Origin of the sequence: Streptomyces avidinii (genome assembly GCF_014650695.1) — a bacterium.
GTDB lineage: Bacteria > Actinomycetota > Actinomycetes > Streptomycetales > Streptomycetaceae > Streptomyces > Streptomyces avidinii.
In genome coordinates, this window is record NZ_BMVL01000006.1 from 389,774 (window position 1) to 406,319 (window position 16,546).

Below are 16,546 nucleotides of genomic sequence, written 5' to 3' on the forward strand. Positions count from 1 at the left end.
CGCCCTAGGGGGCAGATACCCCTACCCCGCCCTTATTCCTGGGCCGCTGCCCCGCCGTCGGTCACGCGCCGGACGGGCCTGCGGTCCGGTTCCCGGTGGGCGGGGAAGCGGTCGCCGACGAGACGAACGGGCTGCAGGCGGTCGCCGGGCGAGGTAGCCGCGCACGGGGACCGCGTCTCGGGGGCGATGGCGGACAGGAGCGTGGCGCGCCGGTCAACGCAGGATGACGCAACCGTGACACACGCCCTGAACTGAGACTTTGAGATCCTTGGCAACCGTGGCGCCGGATTGACGGCCGGTGGCGCCGTGTGTTCGTCATCCTGGGGACATGGACCTCGTGCCCTACGTGGCCAGTCTTCGGAACGAGCTCGCAGACGCCGGCGAAGGGGGCGGCGTCGGCGACGTCCAGGGTGTCGCTGAAGTGGATCGGCCGGCGGAGCGGGGCCGAACTCCGGGGCCACTTATGCCAGTGAGGCGCGGGGAGTGCCCCGCCCTGGAGGGTGTCGACGTTGAATACGTCCGTGCGCACAGAGGCGTAGAGACTGAGCCAGCTCCACACGAAGCAGCCTCACCGAACGGAGGCGGGGCCCTTTCCCTTTGCACGTCCGGGCACAGCGTCCGACCCGGGCGTGGGGTGGTAGACGGTGAGCGAACCCCAGTGCGGACCGAGCCGTCAGGACCGGTCCGCACTGGTCCGCACTGGTCCGCACTGGGGTGAGCCGAGTTGGGCTGGCAGGCTGGCTGCACGGATTCCGTCCGAACGCGCCGCGCTTACGCCGAACGCAGGGTGTGTGGCGCAGTTCGCGCGCCGGGGAGCGGCCGGGATGCCACGCGGGAGGCTCGCTCGGCGGGCGCCGCTGCACGGAAATGTCGAGCGTTCCCCGGGGTGTTGCCGAGCCCGGGGATGGCCCCCGGCGGCTGTGGTGCCCTGAGGGCGTGGCGCCGCTGTGTCAACGAGCCGAACGCCGCCATCTCATGCCGGGGTCGCGTAACAGGTCAGTACCACCGCTGGTTTGCGCCGGAGGTGCCGCTCCACTGGCGTACGGCAGCACCATTCGCGGTGCTCCAGTCGATGACTTCGAGGGACTTGCCACTGTGCGAGACGACCATTTGAACGTAGCCGCCCGGCTGCAGCATCCAGTTCCACTTCTGGTTGTTGCCGCCGGAGCAGTCCCACTGCCGAGCGGGCGCACCGTCAGCCATGCTCCAGTCGGCGATCTCCAGGCACTTGCCGCTGTGACGGTTCACCATGGTGAGGGTCTCGGAGTTCCAGGTCCACTTCTGGTTGTTGCCGCCGGAGCAGTCCCACTGGCGTACGGGGGCACCGTTGGCGGTGCTCCAATCGGCGACCTCGAGGCACTTGCCGCTGTTGGCGTTGCGGAAGTCGTCGAAGACGGTGCCGGCGGAGGCCGGTGTGGGTACGACAGCAAGTGTGAGCGCAGTGACGAGAGTGCCGCCGAGGCCAATGAAACGCTTGAGTGTGGACATTGAGTTCCCCCTTGATAGGCCGAGCCAATACAGCAGTTGATCATACTGATACGGCAATTGACCCTAGTCTCCCCTTCCCCCGCCCGGCACCGAACGCGCCATCCTCCGCGGTGACTTCCTCGACCTCGTCGAAAGCGACGACGGTCTGCTGCACGCCGTCATCGGCGACGTCAGCGGACACGGACGAAGGCACCCACGAACTGCGCGCCGCACACGTCATCGCCCTGGGCATCACCCCAGGACTGGAGAACTGACAGGCGACGACCCTCCCGCTCCCTCCGTCCTGTGCCCCGACCCTCCACACCGAAGGACACAACGGCACCACCGCCGGCCGCCTGGAAATCGAAGCACTGCTCGCACTCGCCGATCGCCTCATCAGGGAGACACAGACCCTGAACGCCGGCCGCCACACCGACCACGTCGCCGTCCTCCGCCTCGACCGGGACAACCGCCAGAGGCACGCCTCGGCATCTGCCGCTTCGTGCCGTCCGGGCGGGTCACCGGCCGCCCGGATCGGCGGCCGCCCGGGCCGTTCACCGCGCCAGCAGGTTCTCCAGGACCGCGTCGAGATCGACGACTTCGGCCCCCGCCGGGGTGACCGCGTACGTCCGTTCCAGAAAGCAGGCAAGGGCCTCGGCACTCACGCAGAGCACCGCGCTCCGGCGACCGGCTGCCGCTCGGTCGCGCAGATCCATGCGCACCTCGCCGGTGGTTCCGTTCCACTGCGGACGGAAGCCGACGTCTCCCTCGCCTACTCGGCGTTGCATGCCGTCGGCCATCATCTGGCGGTCGAAGTGCCAACCTTCCACAGCGGTCCTCCGGTCGAAGAACTCCGCTCTCACCGCATACGGATCCACGGGGCTGTAGAAGAAGTGCGCACGCAGCGGCATGCGGCCGCCGTCGTCCGTCAGAAGGTGAACGTAGGTGAGGGCGGACACGGTTGGCATGGCGAGGACCTCCTGGATCGCGGGCGGCTGCCCGCGGATGCCCAGGCACGGCGGAGCCCACACTGCTCCATCCGGTGGAAGGTGGGACGGCCCGGTCTCCGGAGGTGGCGATCCTCCGGTTCGGCGTGTGTGCCGGGACGGGTCAGCGCAGCAGCGCGCCCCGCAGGGTGATGCCGTGCCGCGTGCGCAGCCGCCGCAGCTCCCACATCGCCACGGCGGTGACGGACAGGGGTGCACCGAGGATGAAAGCCAGCCGGACGGCGAACGGCACTCCGTCGTAGGCACCCCGGATCACGTCGAAGAGGGCCACTTCCCATACGAGGAGCGACGCGAGCAGGGGCGGGACCGTCTCATGCAGGTCGGCCGTTCGGAAGACGTGGACCAGTGACTGACCGATGCCGTACAGGGCGAAGGGCGCGAGCCACAACAGGAAGGCGCCCAGGGCGAACAGCAGAGCCACCCGCGCCCCGGAGGACGTCCAGTCCGTCTCTTCGTTCACGTAGCCGAGCCCGGTGACCAGCCGCGGGACAGCGAGCGTGACGACCAGCGCGAGCAGCGCCCCGGCGGGCTTGGCCGCCCGCCGCAGGAACACGCGCCGCTGCGGCGGGCGGGCCGCCGCGACGAACACGGCGACGGCGACCGGGAAAGTCACCGCCAGCACGATGAGCGTGGTGCGGATCTGGGCGAAGCGGTCGTCCACGACGGCGTCGGCGTCCGGCGCCACCTTGTAGGAGAGCAGCATCCAAGTGAGGGCGGCCAGTCCGATGACCGTGCGCAGGACCTGGACCCTCCTCACCAGCGGGTCGTGCACACGGTCCGGCCGGGACGGCGTGAACACCGCGCGTCCCACGGCGATCGGATTGAACAGCCGCCCGAAGGTCAACCGTCGCCCCGGAGCCGGAGCCGCACCGGCCGGGGGCCGCCCCGAAAAGACGGGCGGCTGCCCATCTCCGTACGCATTCCACGGCGTTCGGCCGCCGCTGCCCTCTGCACTCATCTCCGCCCTTCGTGTCACCGTGCCGGATCACGAGTGAGGATAGGCGGATCCCGACCCGCAGGACAGCGCCCGGCGCCGCGCACCGACCGTTCCTCTTGCCCCGGCGGCTCGTTGGACTGGCAGGCCCTCGCGGCGCGGAGTCCTGCGCGACCTGGCTACCGAAACCGTCCGGTCGCTCTTCGAGCCGTCGAGCGAATGATCATCCGGTACGTGCGGCAACGCAGCACCCGTGCAACGCCCATGAACCGACCGTGACCGGCCGGGCAGGAGCCGGGCCACCTATTGCCGGCCGGTGCGGCGTGTTCGGTAGCCGGACGGAAATCAGGTGCGCGCGGCCCCCGGGGTTGCGAAGCTGCCCGAATGAACCGCGAACAGATCTCCGGGATCGCCCACGCCGGCCACCCCATCAAGGCCCCGCTCGACGACGACTCGGTACGCCGACTGCTCGACCACGGCGCCCCGCGCGGCGACGAGCGGGTGCTCGACCTCGGCTGCGGCAGCGCGGAATGGCTGCTGCGCGCCCTGGCCGCGCACCCGAGCCTGCATGCCGAGGGCGTGGACGTCTCCGAGCAGGCCCTGGAGCTGGCCGGCCGGTCGGCGGACCGGCTCGGCGTCCGCGCGCGCCTCGTCCTGCACCAGCAGGAGGCCGCCGACTTCGTCCCCGCGCAGTCCTTCGACCTGGTGCTCAGCGTCGGTGCCACCCACGCCTTCGGCGGTCTGCTGCCGACCCTTGCGGCGGCCCGCAAGCACCTGGCTCCCGGCGGCCGCGTGCTGATCGGTGACGGCTTCTGGGACCGCACGCCCTCCCCGGAGGCGTTCGAACTCTTCGGCGAGCTCGACGACCTCGCGACCACCGTGGACCGCGTCGTCGCCGACGGCTGGACTCCGGTCCACGGCCACGTCAGCTCCCGCCGTGAGCTGGACGACTACGAGTGGGCCTGCTGGGGCTCGCTCGCCTCGTGGGCGCTCGACCGGCCCGGCGATCCGGACGCGGCCGAGGCGCTCGCGACGGCCACCGCCCGGCGCACGGAATGGCTGCACTCCTACCGGGACAGCTTCGGCTTCCTCACCCTCGTGCTGCGGCCGACCTCGGGCTGACCCGGGCGTCCCGGGCGCAGCAGCGGGCGGCGGGCGCCCGCGGGGGTCAGCGCTTACGCGGCGGCCACCATCCGGTCCGCCGCCGCGAGCCGCGCGGCCCGCGCCCGCGCCCGGGCAGCAGGGACGGCGCGAGCGCGAACACCACGGTGATGTGCGCGCCGCCCCGCGGTCCGTGCCCGATGCGCATCGAGCCGCCGGTGACGGCCGCGGCCCTGCGGGCGATGTCGAGGCCCAGCCCCGAGGAACCGGTGCTGCTCCCCCGCGACAGCGCCCGGTCCGGTTCCGGAATGCCCGGCCCGGAGTCCTCCACGATCAGCTCCACGGCCTGCGCGGTACGGACCACACGGACGCCGAACGCGGTACCGGGCGGGGTGTGGCTGAAGACGTTGCCGATCAGCGCGTCCACCACCGCGGCGATGTCGTCGTCGCTGAGGCCGACGCCGGTGGGTTCCTGGGTGATCTCCAGGGCGCAGGGCCGGTCCTGCTGTTCGGCGAGGACCGCCCAGAAGGCCGTCCGGCGCCGGACGATGTCGGCGATCTCGGAGCGGCAGCCGTCGGACGGCTCCGGCCCGGCCGCCTGCTGCGGCGCACTCGGTTCCACGCTGCGCAGGCCGTGGCCCATGGGCCCCACGGCGAGCGGTGTCCGGGCCGCCGCGATGATGGCCTGGAGTTCCGTCTCCAGCGCGTGCACCGCCGCCTCCACCCTGGCCGACTCCGGTGTCCCGGCCATCCGCTCCGACGCCAGGTGCAGGGCGGTCAGCGGGGTGCGCAGCCGATGGGACAGGTCGGCCACCAGTTCGCGCTCGATGGCGAGGAGTTCCGTCATCCGGTGGGCCATGGCGTTGAAGGCGACGCCGGCGTCGCGCAGTTCCTTGGGGCCCATGGGTTCCACCCGGGTGTCCAGATTGCCCTGCCCCAGGGTGTGCGAGGCCTGGGCGAGCTTCTTGGAGGACCGGACGACCTTCGCGCCGAGCCGGTCGGCGACCAGTACGGAGCCTCCGACGAGACCGACCGCGAGCAGCAGCATGACAGCCCAGGAGGCGCGAACCCCGCGGGTCAGTTCCTCGTCGGGGACGAAGTTCTCGATGACGGCGACCCGGTCGCCGGGGAGCACCACGGGTTGCAGGCAGATCCATCCGCCGGGGGTCTTCTGGGAGATGGACTCGCGTCCCTGCTGGGCCCGTTCGAGCAGCTTCGCGGGGGCCTGGGTGTCGCCGAGGGTCTGGGCGTCCGGCAGATGGACGACCAGGTGATCGGACTCGTCCAGGCCGGCGGCGGATTCCCGCAGCGCGGACGGATCCGTGGTGAGCGTGAGGACGGGGGCCAGGGCTGCGGCGCGCTGTTCGGCCGCGGTGACGCTCTGCTCCTTGACCAGCGACATCACCAGGGCCCCGAGGGGTATGAGGAAGGAGAGGGCGACCATGGAGGTCACGGCGAGCGCCACTCCGGCCAGTGAGCGTCTCACCGGGGGGCCACCAGCTTGATGCCGACGCCGCGCACGGTCAGCAGGTAGCGCGGGGCGGCCGCGCGTTCGCCGAGCTTGCGGCGCAATGAGGACAGGTGCACGTCGACGGTCTGGTCGTCCACGTACGGCTCGCGCCAGACCTCGGTCAGCAGGCGGCGTTTGGAGACGACCTGGCCCGTGTGGTGGGCGAGGAAGGCCAGGAGGTCGAACTCCCGCCGGGTGAGGTGGAGCTCCCGGCCTGCCAGGTACGCGGTGCGCGCGCCGGGGTCCACCGCGAGCTCGCCGACCGTGGTGGCGCGCAGCGGTTCGGCGGTGGGCGCCGGCCGCGCCCCGGGCCCGGCATGGGCGGCGCCGGGGGGCGGCACATGGCTGGTGCGGCGCAGGACGGCGGAGAGGCGTGCGATGAGCTGTCCCCCGGAGAAGGGTTTGACCAGGTAGTCGTCGGCGCCCGCGTTGAGGAGCTTGATGATTTCGGTCTCGTCGTCGCGGGCGGTGGCCACGAGTACGGGAACGGAGGATATGCCCCGGATCATGCGCAGTGCGTCTCCCCCGTCCAGATCGGGCAGCCCCAGGTCGAGGACCACGGCGTCGACGGGTGTCTGGGTGACCTCGCGCAGGGCGCCGAAGCCGTCGCCCACGCTGCGTACGGCATACCCGTGCTCCGCCAGGACCTCGATGAGTGACTGGCGGATGCTGGGGTCGTCTTCCACGACGAGGACGCTGGGCATGGGCACACCTTAGGGGTTCGGTCCCGGCACCCTTCTAGTCCCGTACTTCGCGGGTCGTTGATTCGTATGGTGTGACCGGTCCGGGAGTGTCCCGGACCGGTGGTGTGACGTTGGTCCGGGTGTGTCGATGACTTCCCGGTCCCCGCGGCCACGGTCCCAGCGCCAGCGCCTTGAGTGCGTGGTGACGTCCGTGGTGGAGAAGCGTCTGGGCGCTCTGCCTGTCGCTGCCGAGTTTCTGCGCCGGCTGGACGTGGCCGGGATCGTCGATGAGGTGTGTCCGGGCGGCGCGAGCGCGCATCTGACGCACGGGCAGGTCATCGAGGCGCTGGTGGCCAACCGGCTGACCTCGCCCGCACCACTGGTGAGGGTCGGGGACTGGGCCCGCACCTGGGCGGTGGAGGAAGTCTTCGGCATCACGCCGGACCTGCTCAACGACGATCGTCTGGCCCGCGCGCTGGACGCGATCGCCCCGAGGCTGGAGGTCATCGCGGGCACGGTCGGTGCCCGGGCGATCACCGAGTTCGGGATCGACGTCTCCCGGCTGCACTGGGACATGACCAGCATGTCCGTCCACGGCGCCTTCCCCGCCGGGGGCCAGGACGAGCGGTATCCGCTCATCGGCTGCAACGGGCATCCCAAGGACCGGCGCCTGGATCTGAAACAGGTCCAGGCCGGGATCGCGGTGTCCGCCGACGGCGGTATCCCCGTGCACTCCCGGGTCTTCAGCGGCGCCGCGGCCGAGGTCGGCCAGGTCGTCGGGGCGATGAACGACCTCAAAGCGATGGCCGGCACCCACGAGTTCTTGATGGTCGCCGACTCCAAGCTGGTGTCCTACTCCAACATCACCGCCCTCCTTCAGGCCGGGGTGGAGTTCATCGCGCCCGTCCCGGCCGCACAGATCAAGGACGACGTCTACGCGGCCCTGGACCCTGAGCGGGCCGAGCCCGTCGACTGGGTGCCCGAGCGGGACGAGAGGAAACCGGAGGCGGAACGGGAGACATACCGGGTTCTGGAGGACCTTCACACGTTGACCGGCCGCCGCAGGAGCGACCCGTCGCTGACCGTGCGCCGGATCCTGGTCCACTCCACCGCCGTTGCGGCCGGCCAGCAGGCGGCCCGGGCCAAACGACTGGCCAAGGCCGCCGAAGACCTCGACAAGCTCACCGCCGCAGCGGGCGGACGCCACTACAAGACCCGGGAGAAGATCGTCGCCCGGATCGGCGTCGTCACGGCCAAACGCCGCGTCGCCTCGTGCCTGCGCTGGCAGATCACCGAGGACGAGCACGGCATCCCCGGCCTGGCCTGGCACTTCGACCAGGGCGTGCTGAAGGCCGAAGCGGCCGCCGACGGCTGGTACGCGCTCATCACCAGCGTCCCGGCCCAGAAGGCCGGACCGGCCCAGGTGCTGATCCATTACAAGGGCCAGGGTGCGGTCGAACGGCGTTACCACGACTTCAAGGGCCCCCTCGCGGTCGCACCGGTCTTCGTGCAGCACAACCGGCGCGTCGCCGCGCTGATCCAGGTCATCTGCCTGGCCCTGCTGGTCTTCTGCCTGATCGAGCGGCAGGTCAGACGCGCTCTGGGCCCCGACGAGACCATGGCCGGCCTCTATCCCGACAACCGCCGGGTCCGCCCCACCGGCCGGATGATCCTCCACCACCTCGGCGAACTCACCCTGCGGATCGGCAACGTCACCGACCCGCCAACCGTCCAGATCAACCGCGGCGTCCAACTCCACCTCCTCGACCTACTGGACACCGACATCACACAAACCCGCTGGCCACAGACCTGAAACGGTCACCCGCGAAGTACGGGTCTAGTGGGCGGCGAAGGTCGGGCCGTCGTCGGTGATCCGCAGGTGTACGGGGCGGTCGGCGACCGGAATGGTGCAGCCCTGCTCCGTGCTGCAGCTCGCGTAACCGAGCAGGACCGTCGCGTCCCCGTTGCCGTCGGCGCGGATGGGCAGGGTGGTGGTGACGGGGCCGTCGGGGTAGACGGGGACCGGGGCGTCGACGCCGGGCACGCTGATGGTGCGTACGTCGGCGGCGGCCGTCAGCTTCCCGTCGGCCTTGAGGGCGCCGGTGACGGCCACCGCGGTCGGTCGGCCCACGCCTTCTATCCCGGTGAGGGGCAGTTCGGTGCTGTAGAGGTGGAAGCCCTTCTCCTCGGGGGTGAAGACCGCGGTCAGGGTGCCGTTCGGGGCGTGCCAGTCGGTCACGGAGAGCGTGACGGTGACCCCGTTCTCGCTGAAGTTGCTCGTGGGCGGCGGCGCGGCGGCGGAGCCCTCGGCGGACTGCTCGCCGCATGCCGTGAGCGCGGCCAGGCAGAGGAGGGCGACCGCCGTCCGGGCCTTCCGGGAATGCTTCGTACGCGGGGAGAGGTTCATCTGCGTCTCTGTGTCTCTTGTGTCGGGGAGAAGGGGAGAGGAGAAGGGAGAGGGGAGAGGAGGTCAGGCGATTTCCCGGGCTTCGGGGCCCGGCCCGTTCACACGGCGGTGGTGAAGTCCGCGCTCCACAACTGCAGCCGGTACACCAGGTCGTTCCACACGCCGGTGGCCAGCAGAACGCCGACGAGCACGAGCATGCCGCCGCCGATCCGCAGGACCCACGCGTAGTGCCGTTTGACCAGGCCGAAGGCGCCCAGGGCCCGCCGGAACGCCAGTGCGGCCAGGACGAAGGGCAGTCCCAGGCCCAGACAGTACGCGGCCATCAGCAGGGCTCCACGGGCCGCGCTGGCCTCGCTCCAGGCCAGGGCCTGTACGGCGGCAAGCGTCGGACCGATGCACGGGGTCCAGCCGACCGCGAACACCGCGCCCAGCAGGGGGGCTCCGGCCAGTCCGAGCACGGGACGCCGGTGGCTGCGGAACTCCCGTTGGGTGAAGCCCGGCAGGAAGCCCATGAAGGACAGCCCCATCAGCACGGTGAAGACACCGAGCACCCGGGTGACCACCTCCTGGTGGGCCAGCAGGGTGCGGCCGAAGTAGCCGAACAGGGCCCCGCCGGAGACGAGGACCGCCGTGAAGCCGAGGACGAACAGCAGCGCGCCGGCCGCCATCCGGCTGCGGCGCCCACCGCTCGCCTCCGCCAGGTCGGAGACCGACAGGCTGGTCACGTAGCTGAGGTAGCCCGGAACGAGGGGCAGTACGCACGGTGAGAGGAAGGAGACGAGCCCCGCCAGGAACGCCACCGGGGCGGCGATGGCCAGGGCCCCGTGAAGGAGAGCCGGGGTGTCGGCGGCGAGCGCCGCGCCCGCCGTCACGGCGCCTCCTCCATCACGTGGGTGAGCAGGGGCCCCAGTTCGTCCTCGGTGACCGCGCCGCCGATGCTGACGGCGATGCGTCCCTGTCGGTCGATCACGAGGGTCGAGGGGACGGCCTGCGGGTTGAGCAGCGCGGGAGGGAAGCGGAGCAGGAGCGCACCGGTGGGGTCGTGGAGGCTGGGGAAACCGAGGCCGTGCGCGCGGACGAAGGCGCGCGCCGCCGCGCGGTCCGGGTCGCGGGTGTTGATCCCGAGGAACCGGACCCCGGCGTCCCGGGTCTGCCGGTCGAGGCGGTCCAGGTCGTCGGCCTCCGCCCGGCAGGGAGCGCACCAGGACCCCCAGATGTTGAGGACGACGACATGCCCCCGCAGGCCGGCCGTTCCGAGCGGCTTCCCGTTCAGGTCGTCGCCGGACAGTTCGGGCGCGGCCGGCCGGGCGGCGGGGTCGATGACCGTGGCCTCGGCCGCGGACCGGACCGCGGTCACCGGCCCGGCCGCCGCCTCGGCCCGGCTGCCGTCGGCGGCGACCGTGCCCAGGGCGGCGAAGACGCAGCCGGCCGCCGCCACGGCGAGGCCGGCTCCGGCCAGGGCCGCCGTACGCACCCCGACCCGGCGCGGGCCCCGGACTCTCACGAGGCCCACTTGCGCAGGAAGGCGTTGATCCCCTCCGCGGTCAGGGCGGGGTTGCCGGTGGCGTGGGTGTCGGTGCGCACCTTGCCGGACGAGTCGACGACGATCAGGACGGGCATCTTGTAGCTGCCGCCCGAGGGGCTGTACTTGCGCAGGAGCGCGGAGTTGGCGGAACTGTTGCCGCCGATGTCGATCTTGACGAGGTGGTACGAGGCTCCGAGGATCGCTGCCGTCTGCGACTGGGCGAACACCTTGTCTGCGGCCTTGCAGTTGCCGCACCAGTTGGCCCCGAAGTCGAGCAGCACCATCCGGCCGTCGGCCTTGGCCGCGCTCAGCGCCGCGTCGATCAGCTTCTGCGCGTCGGCCGAACTGTCGTAGCCGGGGCCGGGGATCCGGGCCGGCGCGGGTGCGGCGGACGTACGGGCGGGCTTGGGAGCGGCCGAACTGCTGCGGGCCCGGGAGGGGGTCGGCGAGGAGCTGGGCGCCGTACTGGCGGACGCCGACGGCGAGGCCGGGGCGCTCGGGGAGCCTTCGGTGGATGCGGCGGTGGACGGCGTGGCCGACTCGGAGGCCTGCGCGGACTGTCCGGCCGAGGCCGGCGAGGCGGAACCGACGGTCTGGGTGGACGACGCCCCGCAGGCGGCGCACAGACCCGCCGCGACCACGGCCGCGGTGACGAGCGGCAGCCGCGCCTTCAGGAACGCGGCGGAGCGGGGCTGAGCGTGGCGGCCGGTACGGACGGGTCGGAGCATGCGAGAAGTCATGGCGAAGGCACCCCAAGGCACGGTGAGAGCTACGGGAAGGGCGGCAGGCCCCCCGATTCGGTGAAGCCGGCGGTCCAGCGGTTCGCCGGGGCGCACTGCCCGGGCGCCGAAGGCCGCTCGGCTGAGGTGAGCATAGGACCGTGCCGGGCCGTCCGAACCGGCTCGGCGCGATCTTGAGGTTCCCCTAAGGAAGAGCTCACCTTCCGCTTCGCCGGGACCCGTCCGATGAGCGCATACAGGGAGGCAAATCCCCTGAAGGGGCCGGGGAGGTACCGAGTGGTGCGGACCGGGCGAAGCGGGCACGCCGCTTCGCCCGGCCTGTCAGAACGAGGACTCCCGCACGCTCGCCTTGGCCACCGGGTCGATCGTCGCGGTGATCACCGATCGGTGGTTCGCGCCGCTGAACGTGACCGTCAGGGTGTCGTCGTCGGTCTGTGACGTGGTGGCCTTGAAGCCGCGGCTGGGGACGGCGGAGATCAGGCACACGCCGCGGCTGCCGTACCGCACCGTGGCCTTGCCGCCCTGCGAGGGGACGGTGTGCAGGCCGGGTCCGCCGTCCTCGCAGTCGACATCGGGTTTGGGTGCGGTGGTCCGGGCGGCTCCCGAGGGCTTCGCGGACGGGGAGGGGGAAGCCGAGGGGGTCGGCCGGTCGGTCGCGCTCGGCGAGGCGCTCGGGGACGCGGAGGCGGACGGGGACGGCGTCCCCGGCGAGGGGTCCTGCACCGCCGGCCACGCCGGCGGGGAGTCGAAGACCAGGGGGGCGGACCGGGCCACCGGGGGCGTATGGCTGGTGGAGCCGACCACGAACTGGACCGTGGCGAGCACGGCGGTCACGCTGGTGGCCGTGCACGACAGCCATATGAACAGGTAGCGCGGAAATCGAGGCACGGCCCCATAGTGTCCGACGGGCCGGGCCGGGCGTCACCTCCTCCCCCGCAGGGTCGCGCCTCGGGGGTGCCACGGGCACCCACACGGGCACAAACACGGACGTCCTCCTGACCCGGGTACGGGTCGGAGGACGTGCGCGGCAGGGCGCGGGCGCACCCGCGCGGGCTCACCCGAGCGGTCGGCGCCGGGCGGGAGGCGCCGGTGTTCGGGGCCGGTGCCGGGTGCCGGGTGCCGGGCGTTCGGCAGGCCGCCTACCTCGGCGCCCCGAAGTTCTGCGTCCACCACGGGCCGCCGTCGCCCTTGTGGACGCCTATGCCGATCTCCCGGAAGTCGCAGTTGAGGATGTTGGCGCGGTGACCGGAGCTGTTCATCCACGCCTTCATCACCGCGTCGGCGTCCGACTGCCCGCGGGCTATGTTCTCGCCGAGGCGGGACCACGCGTATCCGGCCGCCTCCACGCGGGTGGTCATGGTGGACCCGTCGGGTCCGGTGTGGGACATGACGCCGCTGCGGGCCATGGTGTCGCTGTACCCGCGCGCCGCGGCGTTCAGCTTGGCGTTCATGGTCACGGGGCCGCAGCCGGCCGCGGACCGCTCCTTGTTGACCAGGGCGAGGACCGCGGACTCCGAGTCGCCGGAGGAGCTGCCGGAGCCACCGGACGAGCCGCCGGTGGACCCGCCGGACGAGCCCGAACCGCCGCCGGTGGAGCCTCCGGACGTACGCGGGGGCTTGCTCGCCGGGGTCGACTTGGCCGGGGCGCCCCCCTCTGCCGCGCTCTTCTCGGGAGCGGCGGACTGCGTGGCGTCGGCGGCGGGCGTCTCGGGCGGCAGGGAGCCCGTCGCGGCCGCGGCGTCGGCGGTGATCTCGGCACTCGGAGCGGTGGGGTCGGCCGTCCCGGCCGTGCCCCCGGGAGCCGGCGTCCCGGACTTCGACCCGGTGGCGCCGTCGGCCCGCTGGTCCACCTGGGCGGCACCGTCGGAGTCGGCCACGGCGACGCCGACCGCCACGGCCGCGGCGGCCGCGGTGAGGGACAGCACGATGCGCGTGCGCACCGTCTTCTTCCGCCGCGCCTCGACGCGGGACGGCGTTCCGGGAGTTCGGCTGCTCATGCCTGGTAGCACCTCACAGAGGGAAGGGGGGTGGGGTGTGACCGAGCCTAGGGCGATGATCAGTAAAAACAGCCCGTCGAAGGGGTACTTCAGGTTCCCTTAAGGAAGCCCGCAGGGTCGGCGCAGGGACGATACGGGCCATACCGCACCAACGCGCTTCCGCACGTCCGTCAGGGCGGGCGGCCGGTTGCGCACCGGCGGTCGTGTGATCATGTGCCTCGACAGATCAGCACCTCATGGGGGGGACCATGCGCACCCGCACCACCACCGCCACGACCGGTCTCGTGACCGCGTTCACGGCACTGCTCGTCCTCGCCGGCTGCAGCACGCCGGGAGGGGGCCGGCCCGCGGCGGTGAGTTCCGCGCCTTCCGCTTCCGCGCCCGCACCGAACAGCGGCGCGGCCGGCTTCGAAGGACCCCGGCCTCAGGATCAGAACCTGCTGGCGTGGACCGGGGACCCCAATGACGCGGGGCACGTCACCGCCCAGTCCGCGGCGGGGGTCGGCGGCCGGGTCACCCTGGTACGGATCGTCCTGCGGGAGCAGATCACCTGGTCGAACGTCTGGCTGGGCCTGGCCGGCATCGACCCGAACGCCCAGCTCGCCAACTGCTACCTCGGGGTGTACGACGCCAAGGGCGCCCTCGTCGCGACCACCGCGGACATCTCGCCGCAGCTGATGACCGACGCGATCGCCAAGCCGTTCGCCCTCGGGAAGCCGTTCACCGCCGCTCCCGGGACGTACTTCATCGCGCTGCTGCTCAACGGGGCTTGGGCCACCAACGGTCTCACCCTGAAGTCCACGGGCGCCGGCATCTCGGTCAACGCCGGTCTGACGCCGCCGAATCTTCGGTACAGCACCCTGCTGACCGGTCAGACCTCACTGCCGGCCACCGTGAACCTCGCCGAGCAGTCCACGAGCACCATCAACACCGGCTGGGCCAGCCAGTGGTACGCGATTTCCTGATCGGGGCGGTTCCCCCGCTCACGCCCGGGTGACCGCACCCTGCACCACTGCGGCGCAGTGGGCGGTATCCGCCGCGTCGTGGCGGTACCACGCGGAGTCGACGACCCTGCCGTCGGGCAGCGTGTGCCGGGCGGGGCCGTCGTACGGGACGAAGCCCGCGGCGCTCAGGGCTCCCCGGCAGCGGCGGTTGGCCGTCTCGGTGCCGGCCCGCACCGACTTCAGGCCGAGGTGCTCGTGTCCGAACCGGGCTGTCGCCGCGACGAGTTCGGCGCCCAGACCCTGGCCGCGGAATGCCGGGGCGAGCCAGACGCCGATGGCTCCGCCGTCGAACGGGGTGAGCGAACTCATCCCGGCCACGAGGCCCGTGGCCGGGATGACGGCGAGCAGCCGCTGCTCCTCGGTCGGGCCGGGGAGCTCCACCGGGCGCATCAACTCCCGGCGCATGGCCCTGGGGAAGGCGCGCAGCCGCTCGGCGCGGTTGCGGTCGTAGATGCCGAGGAGGTGGGTGGCGGTCTCGGGGGTGACGAACGTGTCTGCGATCCACCCGAACCAGCGCTGCGCGTCGGGGTCGGCACCCGCCGCTGCGCCGATCTCCACGTCCAGGCGGTCGCGTGGGATGTACAGGACCATCCGCGCGGTCCGCATGGCGTGACGGCCGTCGCCGCACCGGACGGGCGCGGGCTGCGGGCCGCGCGATCCCCTGCGCCGGATCATCCGTGTCTCCTCACGCGGGAACTGTATGCGGCCCCCTGCGCAGCCCGCCGCCGGGGGTCAGTCCCGGATGGAGACGATCTTTCGGGTGGCCGGATCGGCCTGGACGTGGACCTCCGTCGTATCGCTGCCCCACGTCAGCGTGACCGTGGCGCCGGTCCGGCCCGTCCCGCTGCCGGTGGAGGTGACCTTCCACCGGAGCGGCACGTTCTGTGCGCGGAGCACGCCGTCTGCGTGGTTCTTCTCCTCCCACTCGCGCAGTTCCGCCCGGAGCGGCTCGGAGAGGTAGAAGGCGCGGAGCCGGTCCGCGGTCGGCCCGTCCCCGTCGTACACGGCGTCGATGTAGGACCCGTAGAAGTCGGCGATCCGGGTGAAGGCGGCCTCGGGGCTGCCGGAGACGGAGGGAGCCGGTGCGGCAGCCGGGGCGGCGGCGGCCGGTGCCTGCTGCCCCGTCGATCCGTCGGCGGAGGCGCTGGGGACGAGGGCGAGGGTGAGGGTGAGTACGGCGGCCGCCGTGAGGGTGAGGGAGGTGGTTCGCTTCGCTGAGTGCTTGGACATCGGCTGGACCTTTCCCCGTGCTGAGTGGCTGCCTTGACCGACGCGGCCCCGGCCCCGGCCGGTTCGCGGGAATGCGAGAAATGGCCGAAAAGTCACACCTCCGGCTGTATCGGCCCTGCCAGGGGCGGGGCCGCCCGCCGCTCGGCCCCCCGTACGGCGGCCCGATCGCATCACCCGTCCGGGCGGAGGGCGCTGCGGGGCGGAATGCCTCGGCCCGGGCGGGGGTTGGTGCCGGAGCGACACTGAACCCCGATGCACTAGAGAGCTCATGAAGATCGGCATCATCGGCGCGGGCAACATCGGCGGCAACCTCACCCGTCGGCTCACGGCGCTCGGGCACGCGGTCTCCGTGGCCAACTCGCGCGGCCCCGAGACCCTGACCGCTCTGGCCGAGGAGACCGGTGCCACCGCCGTCACGGTGGCGGAAGCCGCGCGCCGCGCCGAGCTCGTCGTGGTCACGATCCCCTTCAAGAGCGTGCCGGACCTGCCCGCGGGCCTCTTCGACGAGGCCGCCGAGGGCTTCGTCGTCATCGACACCAACAACTACTACCCGCGCCAGCGCGACGGGCGGATCGCCGCGGTCGAGGACGAGGGCCTCACCGAGAGCCGCTGGACCGAGCGGCAGCTCGGTCACCCCGTCATCAAGGCCTTCAACGGCACCTACGCGCAGGACATCCTCGACCGGCACCGCCCCGCGGGAGCAGCCGACCGGATGGCGCTGCCCGTCGCGGGCGACGACACGGCCGCGAAGAAGACGGTCCGCGCCCTCGTCGAGGAACTCGGCTTCGACTCGGTCGACGCGGGCGGCCTCGACGATTCCTGGCGCCAGCAGCCCGACACCCCCGTCTACGGGCTGCGGGAAGGCGCCGACGCGGTCACGAAGGCCCTCGCGGAGGCATCTCCGGTCCGGCCGGAGGCCTTCCGCGGCTGACCGTCCTTGC

General features: G+C 72.1%; 17 protein-coding genes and 1 pseudogene. 5 read left to right on the plus strand and 13 right to left on the minus strand.

The annotated features are described in order from the left end of the window. Positions 1 to 996 precede the first annotated feature (996 nt). Positions 997 to 1,488, minus strand: coding sequence for an RICIN domain-containing protein (locus IE257_RS18240; RefSeq protein WP_189969847.1), 492 nt, complete (start codon positions 1,486 to 1,488; stop codon positions 997 to 999). Positions 1,489 to 1,570: 82 nt separating this feature from the next. On the opposite strand from IE257_RS18240, the pseudogene IE257_RS39615 reads away from it, so the two are divergent. Further along, positions 1,571 to 1,928: pseudogene (locus IE257_RS39615) on the plus strand (hypothetical protein); the annotation flags it as partial. 93 nt (positions 1,929 to 2,021) lie between these two features. On the opposite strand, the gene IE257_RS18245 reads toward IE257_RS39615, so the two are convergent. Together IE257_RS18245 and IE257_RS18250 are read right to left on the minus strand one after the other, a co-directional pair. Further along, positions 2,022 to 2,435, minus strand: coding sequence for an SsgA family sporulation/cell division regulator (locus IE257_RS18245; protein WP_189969849.1), 414 nt, complete (start codon positions 2,433 to 2,435; stop codon positions 2,022 to 2,024). Positions 2,436 to 2,577: 142 nt separating this feature from the next. After that, a complete protein-coding gene (locus IE257_RS18250; RefSeq protein ID WP_229920473.1) occupies positions 2,578 to 3,285 on the minus strand; it encodes a hypothetical protein in 708 nt (235 codons plus the stop codon). A gap of 507 nt (positions 3,286 to 3,792) precedes the next feature. Between IE257_RS18250 and IE257_RS18255 the strand changes: the two genes are divergently transcribed. Further along, entirely contained in the window at positions 3,793 to 4,530 is a 738-nt protein-coding gene (locus IE257_RS18255; protein WP_189969851.1) for an SAM-dependent methyltransferase, read from the plus strand. 46 nt (positions 4,531 to 4,576) lie between these two features. Here the strand turns inward: IE257_RS18255 and IE257_RS18260 are convergent, their stop codons facing one another. Beyond that, complete coding sequence (locus tag IE257_RS18260; protein ID WP_189969853.1) at positions 4,577 to 5,995, minus strand: sensor histidine kinase; 1,419 nt, start codon at positions 5,993 to 5,995, stop codon at positions 4,577 to 4,579. Continuing rightward, on the minus strand, positions 5,992 to 6,723 hold the full coding sequence (locus IE257_RS18265) for a response regulator transcription factor (protein ID WP_189969855.1): 732 nt from the start codon (positions 6,721 to 6,723) through the stop codon (positions 5,992 to 5,994). Before IE257_RS18265 ends, IE257_RS18260 begins: the two co-directional genes overlap by 4 nt. 190 nt (positions 6,724 to 6,913) lie before the next feature. Here IE257_RS18265 and IE257_RS18270 point away from each other — a divergent pair, with 190 nt between their 5' ends. Then, entirely contained in the window at positions 6,914 to 8,515 is a 1,602-nt protein-coding gene (locus tag IE257_RS18270; RefSeq protein ID WP_189969857.1) for an IS1634 family transposase, read from the plus strand. A 24-nt stretch (positions 8,516 to 8,539) separates the two neighbouring features. Here IE257_RS18270 and IE257_RS18275 read toward each other — a convergent pair whose 3' ends face one another. The 6 genes from IE257_RS18275 to IE257_RS18300 all read right to left on the minus strand — a co-directional run bounded on the left by IE257_RS18275 (position 8,540) and on the right by IE257_RS18300 (position 13,371). Next, positions 8,540 to 9,109 carry a hypothetical protein gene (locus IE257_RS18275; protein WP_189969859.1) on the minus strand — a complete coding sequence of 190 codons (570 nt, stop codon included), beginning with the start codon at positions 9,107 to 9,109 and terminating at the stop codon, positions 8,540 to 8,542. A 98-nt stretch (positions 9,110 to 9,207) separates the two neighbouring features. Then, positions 9,208 to 9,981, minus strand: a complete 774-nt coding sequence (locus IE257_RS18280; protein ID WP_189969861.1) for a cytochrome c biogenesis CcdA family protein — start codon at positions 9,979 to 9,981, stop codon at positions 9,208 to 9,210. Then, the gene (locus IE257_RS18285) at positions 9,978 to 10,622 is read right to left on the minus strand and encodes a TlpA family protein disulfide reductase (protein ID WP_229920474.1); all 645 of its coding nucleotides are present in this window, start codon (positions 10,620 to 10,622) and stop codon (positions 9,978 to 9,980) included. The genes IE257_RS18280 and IE257_RS18285 overlap by 4 nt, the downstream gene beginning before the upstream one ends. Beyond that, positions 10,610 to 11,374 carry a thioredoxin family protein gene (locus tag IE257_RS18290; protein ID WP_189969863.1) on the minus strand — a complete coding sequence of 255 codons (765 nt, stop codon included), beginning with the start codon at positions 11,372 to 11,374 and terminating at the stop codon, positions 10,610 to 10,612. Before IE257_RS18290 ends, IE257_RS18285 begins: the two co-directional genes overlap by 13 nt. Before the next feature lie 321 nt (positions 11,375 to 11,695). Next, positions 11,696 to 12,262 (minus strand): hypothetical protein, encoded by a 567-nt coding sequence (locus IE257_RS38425; protein ID WP_229920475.1) that lies wholly within the window; start codon positions 12,260 to 12,262, stop codon positions 11,696 to 11,698. Between the two features lie 251 nt (positions 12,263 to 12,513). After that, complete coding sequence (locus IE257_RS18300; RefSeq protein ID WP_189969865.1) at positions 12,514 to 13,371, minus strand: CAP domain-containing protein; 858 nt, start codon at positions 13,369 to 13,371, stop codon at positions 12,514 to 12,516. Between the two features lie 248 nt (positions 13,372 to 13,619). Here IE257_RS18300 and IE257_RS18305 point away from each other — a divergent pair, with 248 nt between their 5' ends. Next, on the plus strand, positions 13,620 to 14,336 hold the full coding sequence (locus IE257_RS18305) for a hypothetical protein (RefSeq protein WP_189969867.1): 717 nt from the start codon (positions 13,620 to 13,622) through the stop codon (positions 14,334 to 14,336). Positions 14,337 to 14,354: 18 nt separating this feature from the next. On the opposite strand, the gene IE257_RS18310 is transcribed toward IE257_RS18305, so the two are convergent. After that, positions 14,355 to 15,050 (minus strand): GNAT family N-acetyltransferase, encoded by a 696-nt coding sequence (locus tag IE257_RS18310; RefSeq protein ID WP_189969869.1) that lies wholly within the window; start codon positions 15,048 to 15,050, stop codon positions 14,355 to 14,357. A gap of 57 nt (positions 15,051 to 15,107) precedes the next feature. Then, on the minus strand, positions 15,108 to 15,605 hold the full coding sequence (locus IE257_RS18315; protein WP_189969871.1) for a hypothetical protein: 498 nt from the start codon (positions 15,603 to 15,605) through the stop codon (positions 15,108 to 15,110). A 169-nt stretch (positions 15,606 to 15,774) separates the two neighbouring features. Between IE257_RS18315 and IE257_RS18320 the strand changes: the two genes are divergently transcribed. Continuing rightward, positions 15,775 to 16,536 (plus strand): NADPH-dependent F420 reductase, encoded by a 762-nt coding sequence (locus tag IE257_RS18320; protein WP_373301839.1) that lies wholly within the window; start codon positions 15,775 to 15,777, stop codon positions 16,534 to 16,536. Positions 16,537 to 16,546: the final 10 nt, after the last annotated feature.

Excerpts from the sequence above, each read along its gene's own strand:
- IE257_RS18255 (WP_189969851.1), top strand. The coding sequence starts at position 3,793 with ATGAACCGCGAACAGATCTCCGGGATCGCCCACGCCGGCCACCCCATC.
- IE257_RS18305 (WP_189969867.1), top strand. The coding sequence starts at position 13,620 with ATGCGCACCCGCACCACCACCGCCACGACCGGTCTCGTGACCGCGTTC.
- IE257_RS18290 (WP_189969863.1), bottom strand. The coding sequence starts at position 11,374 with ATGACTTCTCGCATGCTCCGACCCGTCCGTACCGGCCGCCACGCTCAG.
- IE257_RS18300 (WP_189969865.1), bottom strand. The coding sequence starts at position 13,371 with ATGAGCAGCCGAACTCCCGGAACGCCGTCCCGCGTCGAGGCGCGGCGG.
- IE257_RS18310 (WP_189969869.1), bottom strand. The coding sequence starts at position 15,050 with ATGATCCGGCGCAGGGGATCGCGCGGCCCGCAGCCCGCGCCCGTCCGG.
- IE257_RS18245 (WP_189969849.1), bottom strand. The coding sequence starts at position 2,435 with ATGCCAACCGTGTCCGCCCTCACCTACGTTCACCTTCTGACGGACGAC.
- IE257_RS18315 (WP_189969871.1), bottom strand. The coding sequence starts at position 15,605 with ATGTCCAAGCACTCAGCGAAGCGAACCACCTCCCTCACCCTCACGGCG.
- IE257_RS18265 (WP_189969855.1), bottom strand. The coding sequence starts at position 6,723 with ATGCCCAGCGTCCTCGTCGTGGAAGACGACCCCAGCATCCGCCAGTCA.
- IE257_RS18240 (WP_189969847.1), bottom strand. The coding sequence starts at position 1,488 with ATGTCCACACTCAAGCGTTTCATTGGCCTCGGCGGCACTCTCGTCACT.
- IE257_RS18275 (WP_189969859.1), bottom strand. The coding sequence starts at position 9,109 with ATGAACCTCTCCCCGCGTACGAAGCATTCCCGGAAGGCCCGGACGGCG.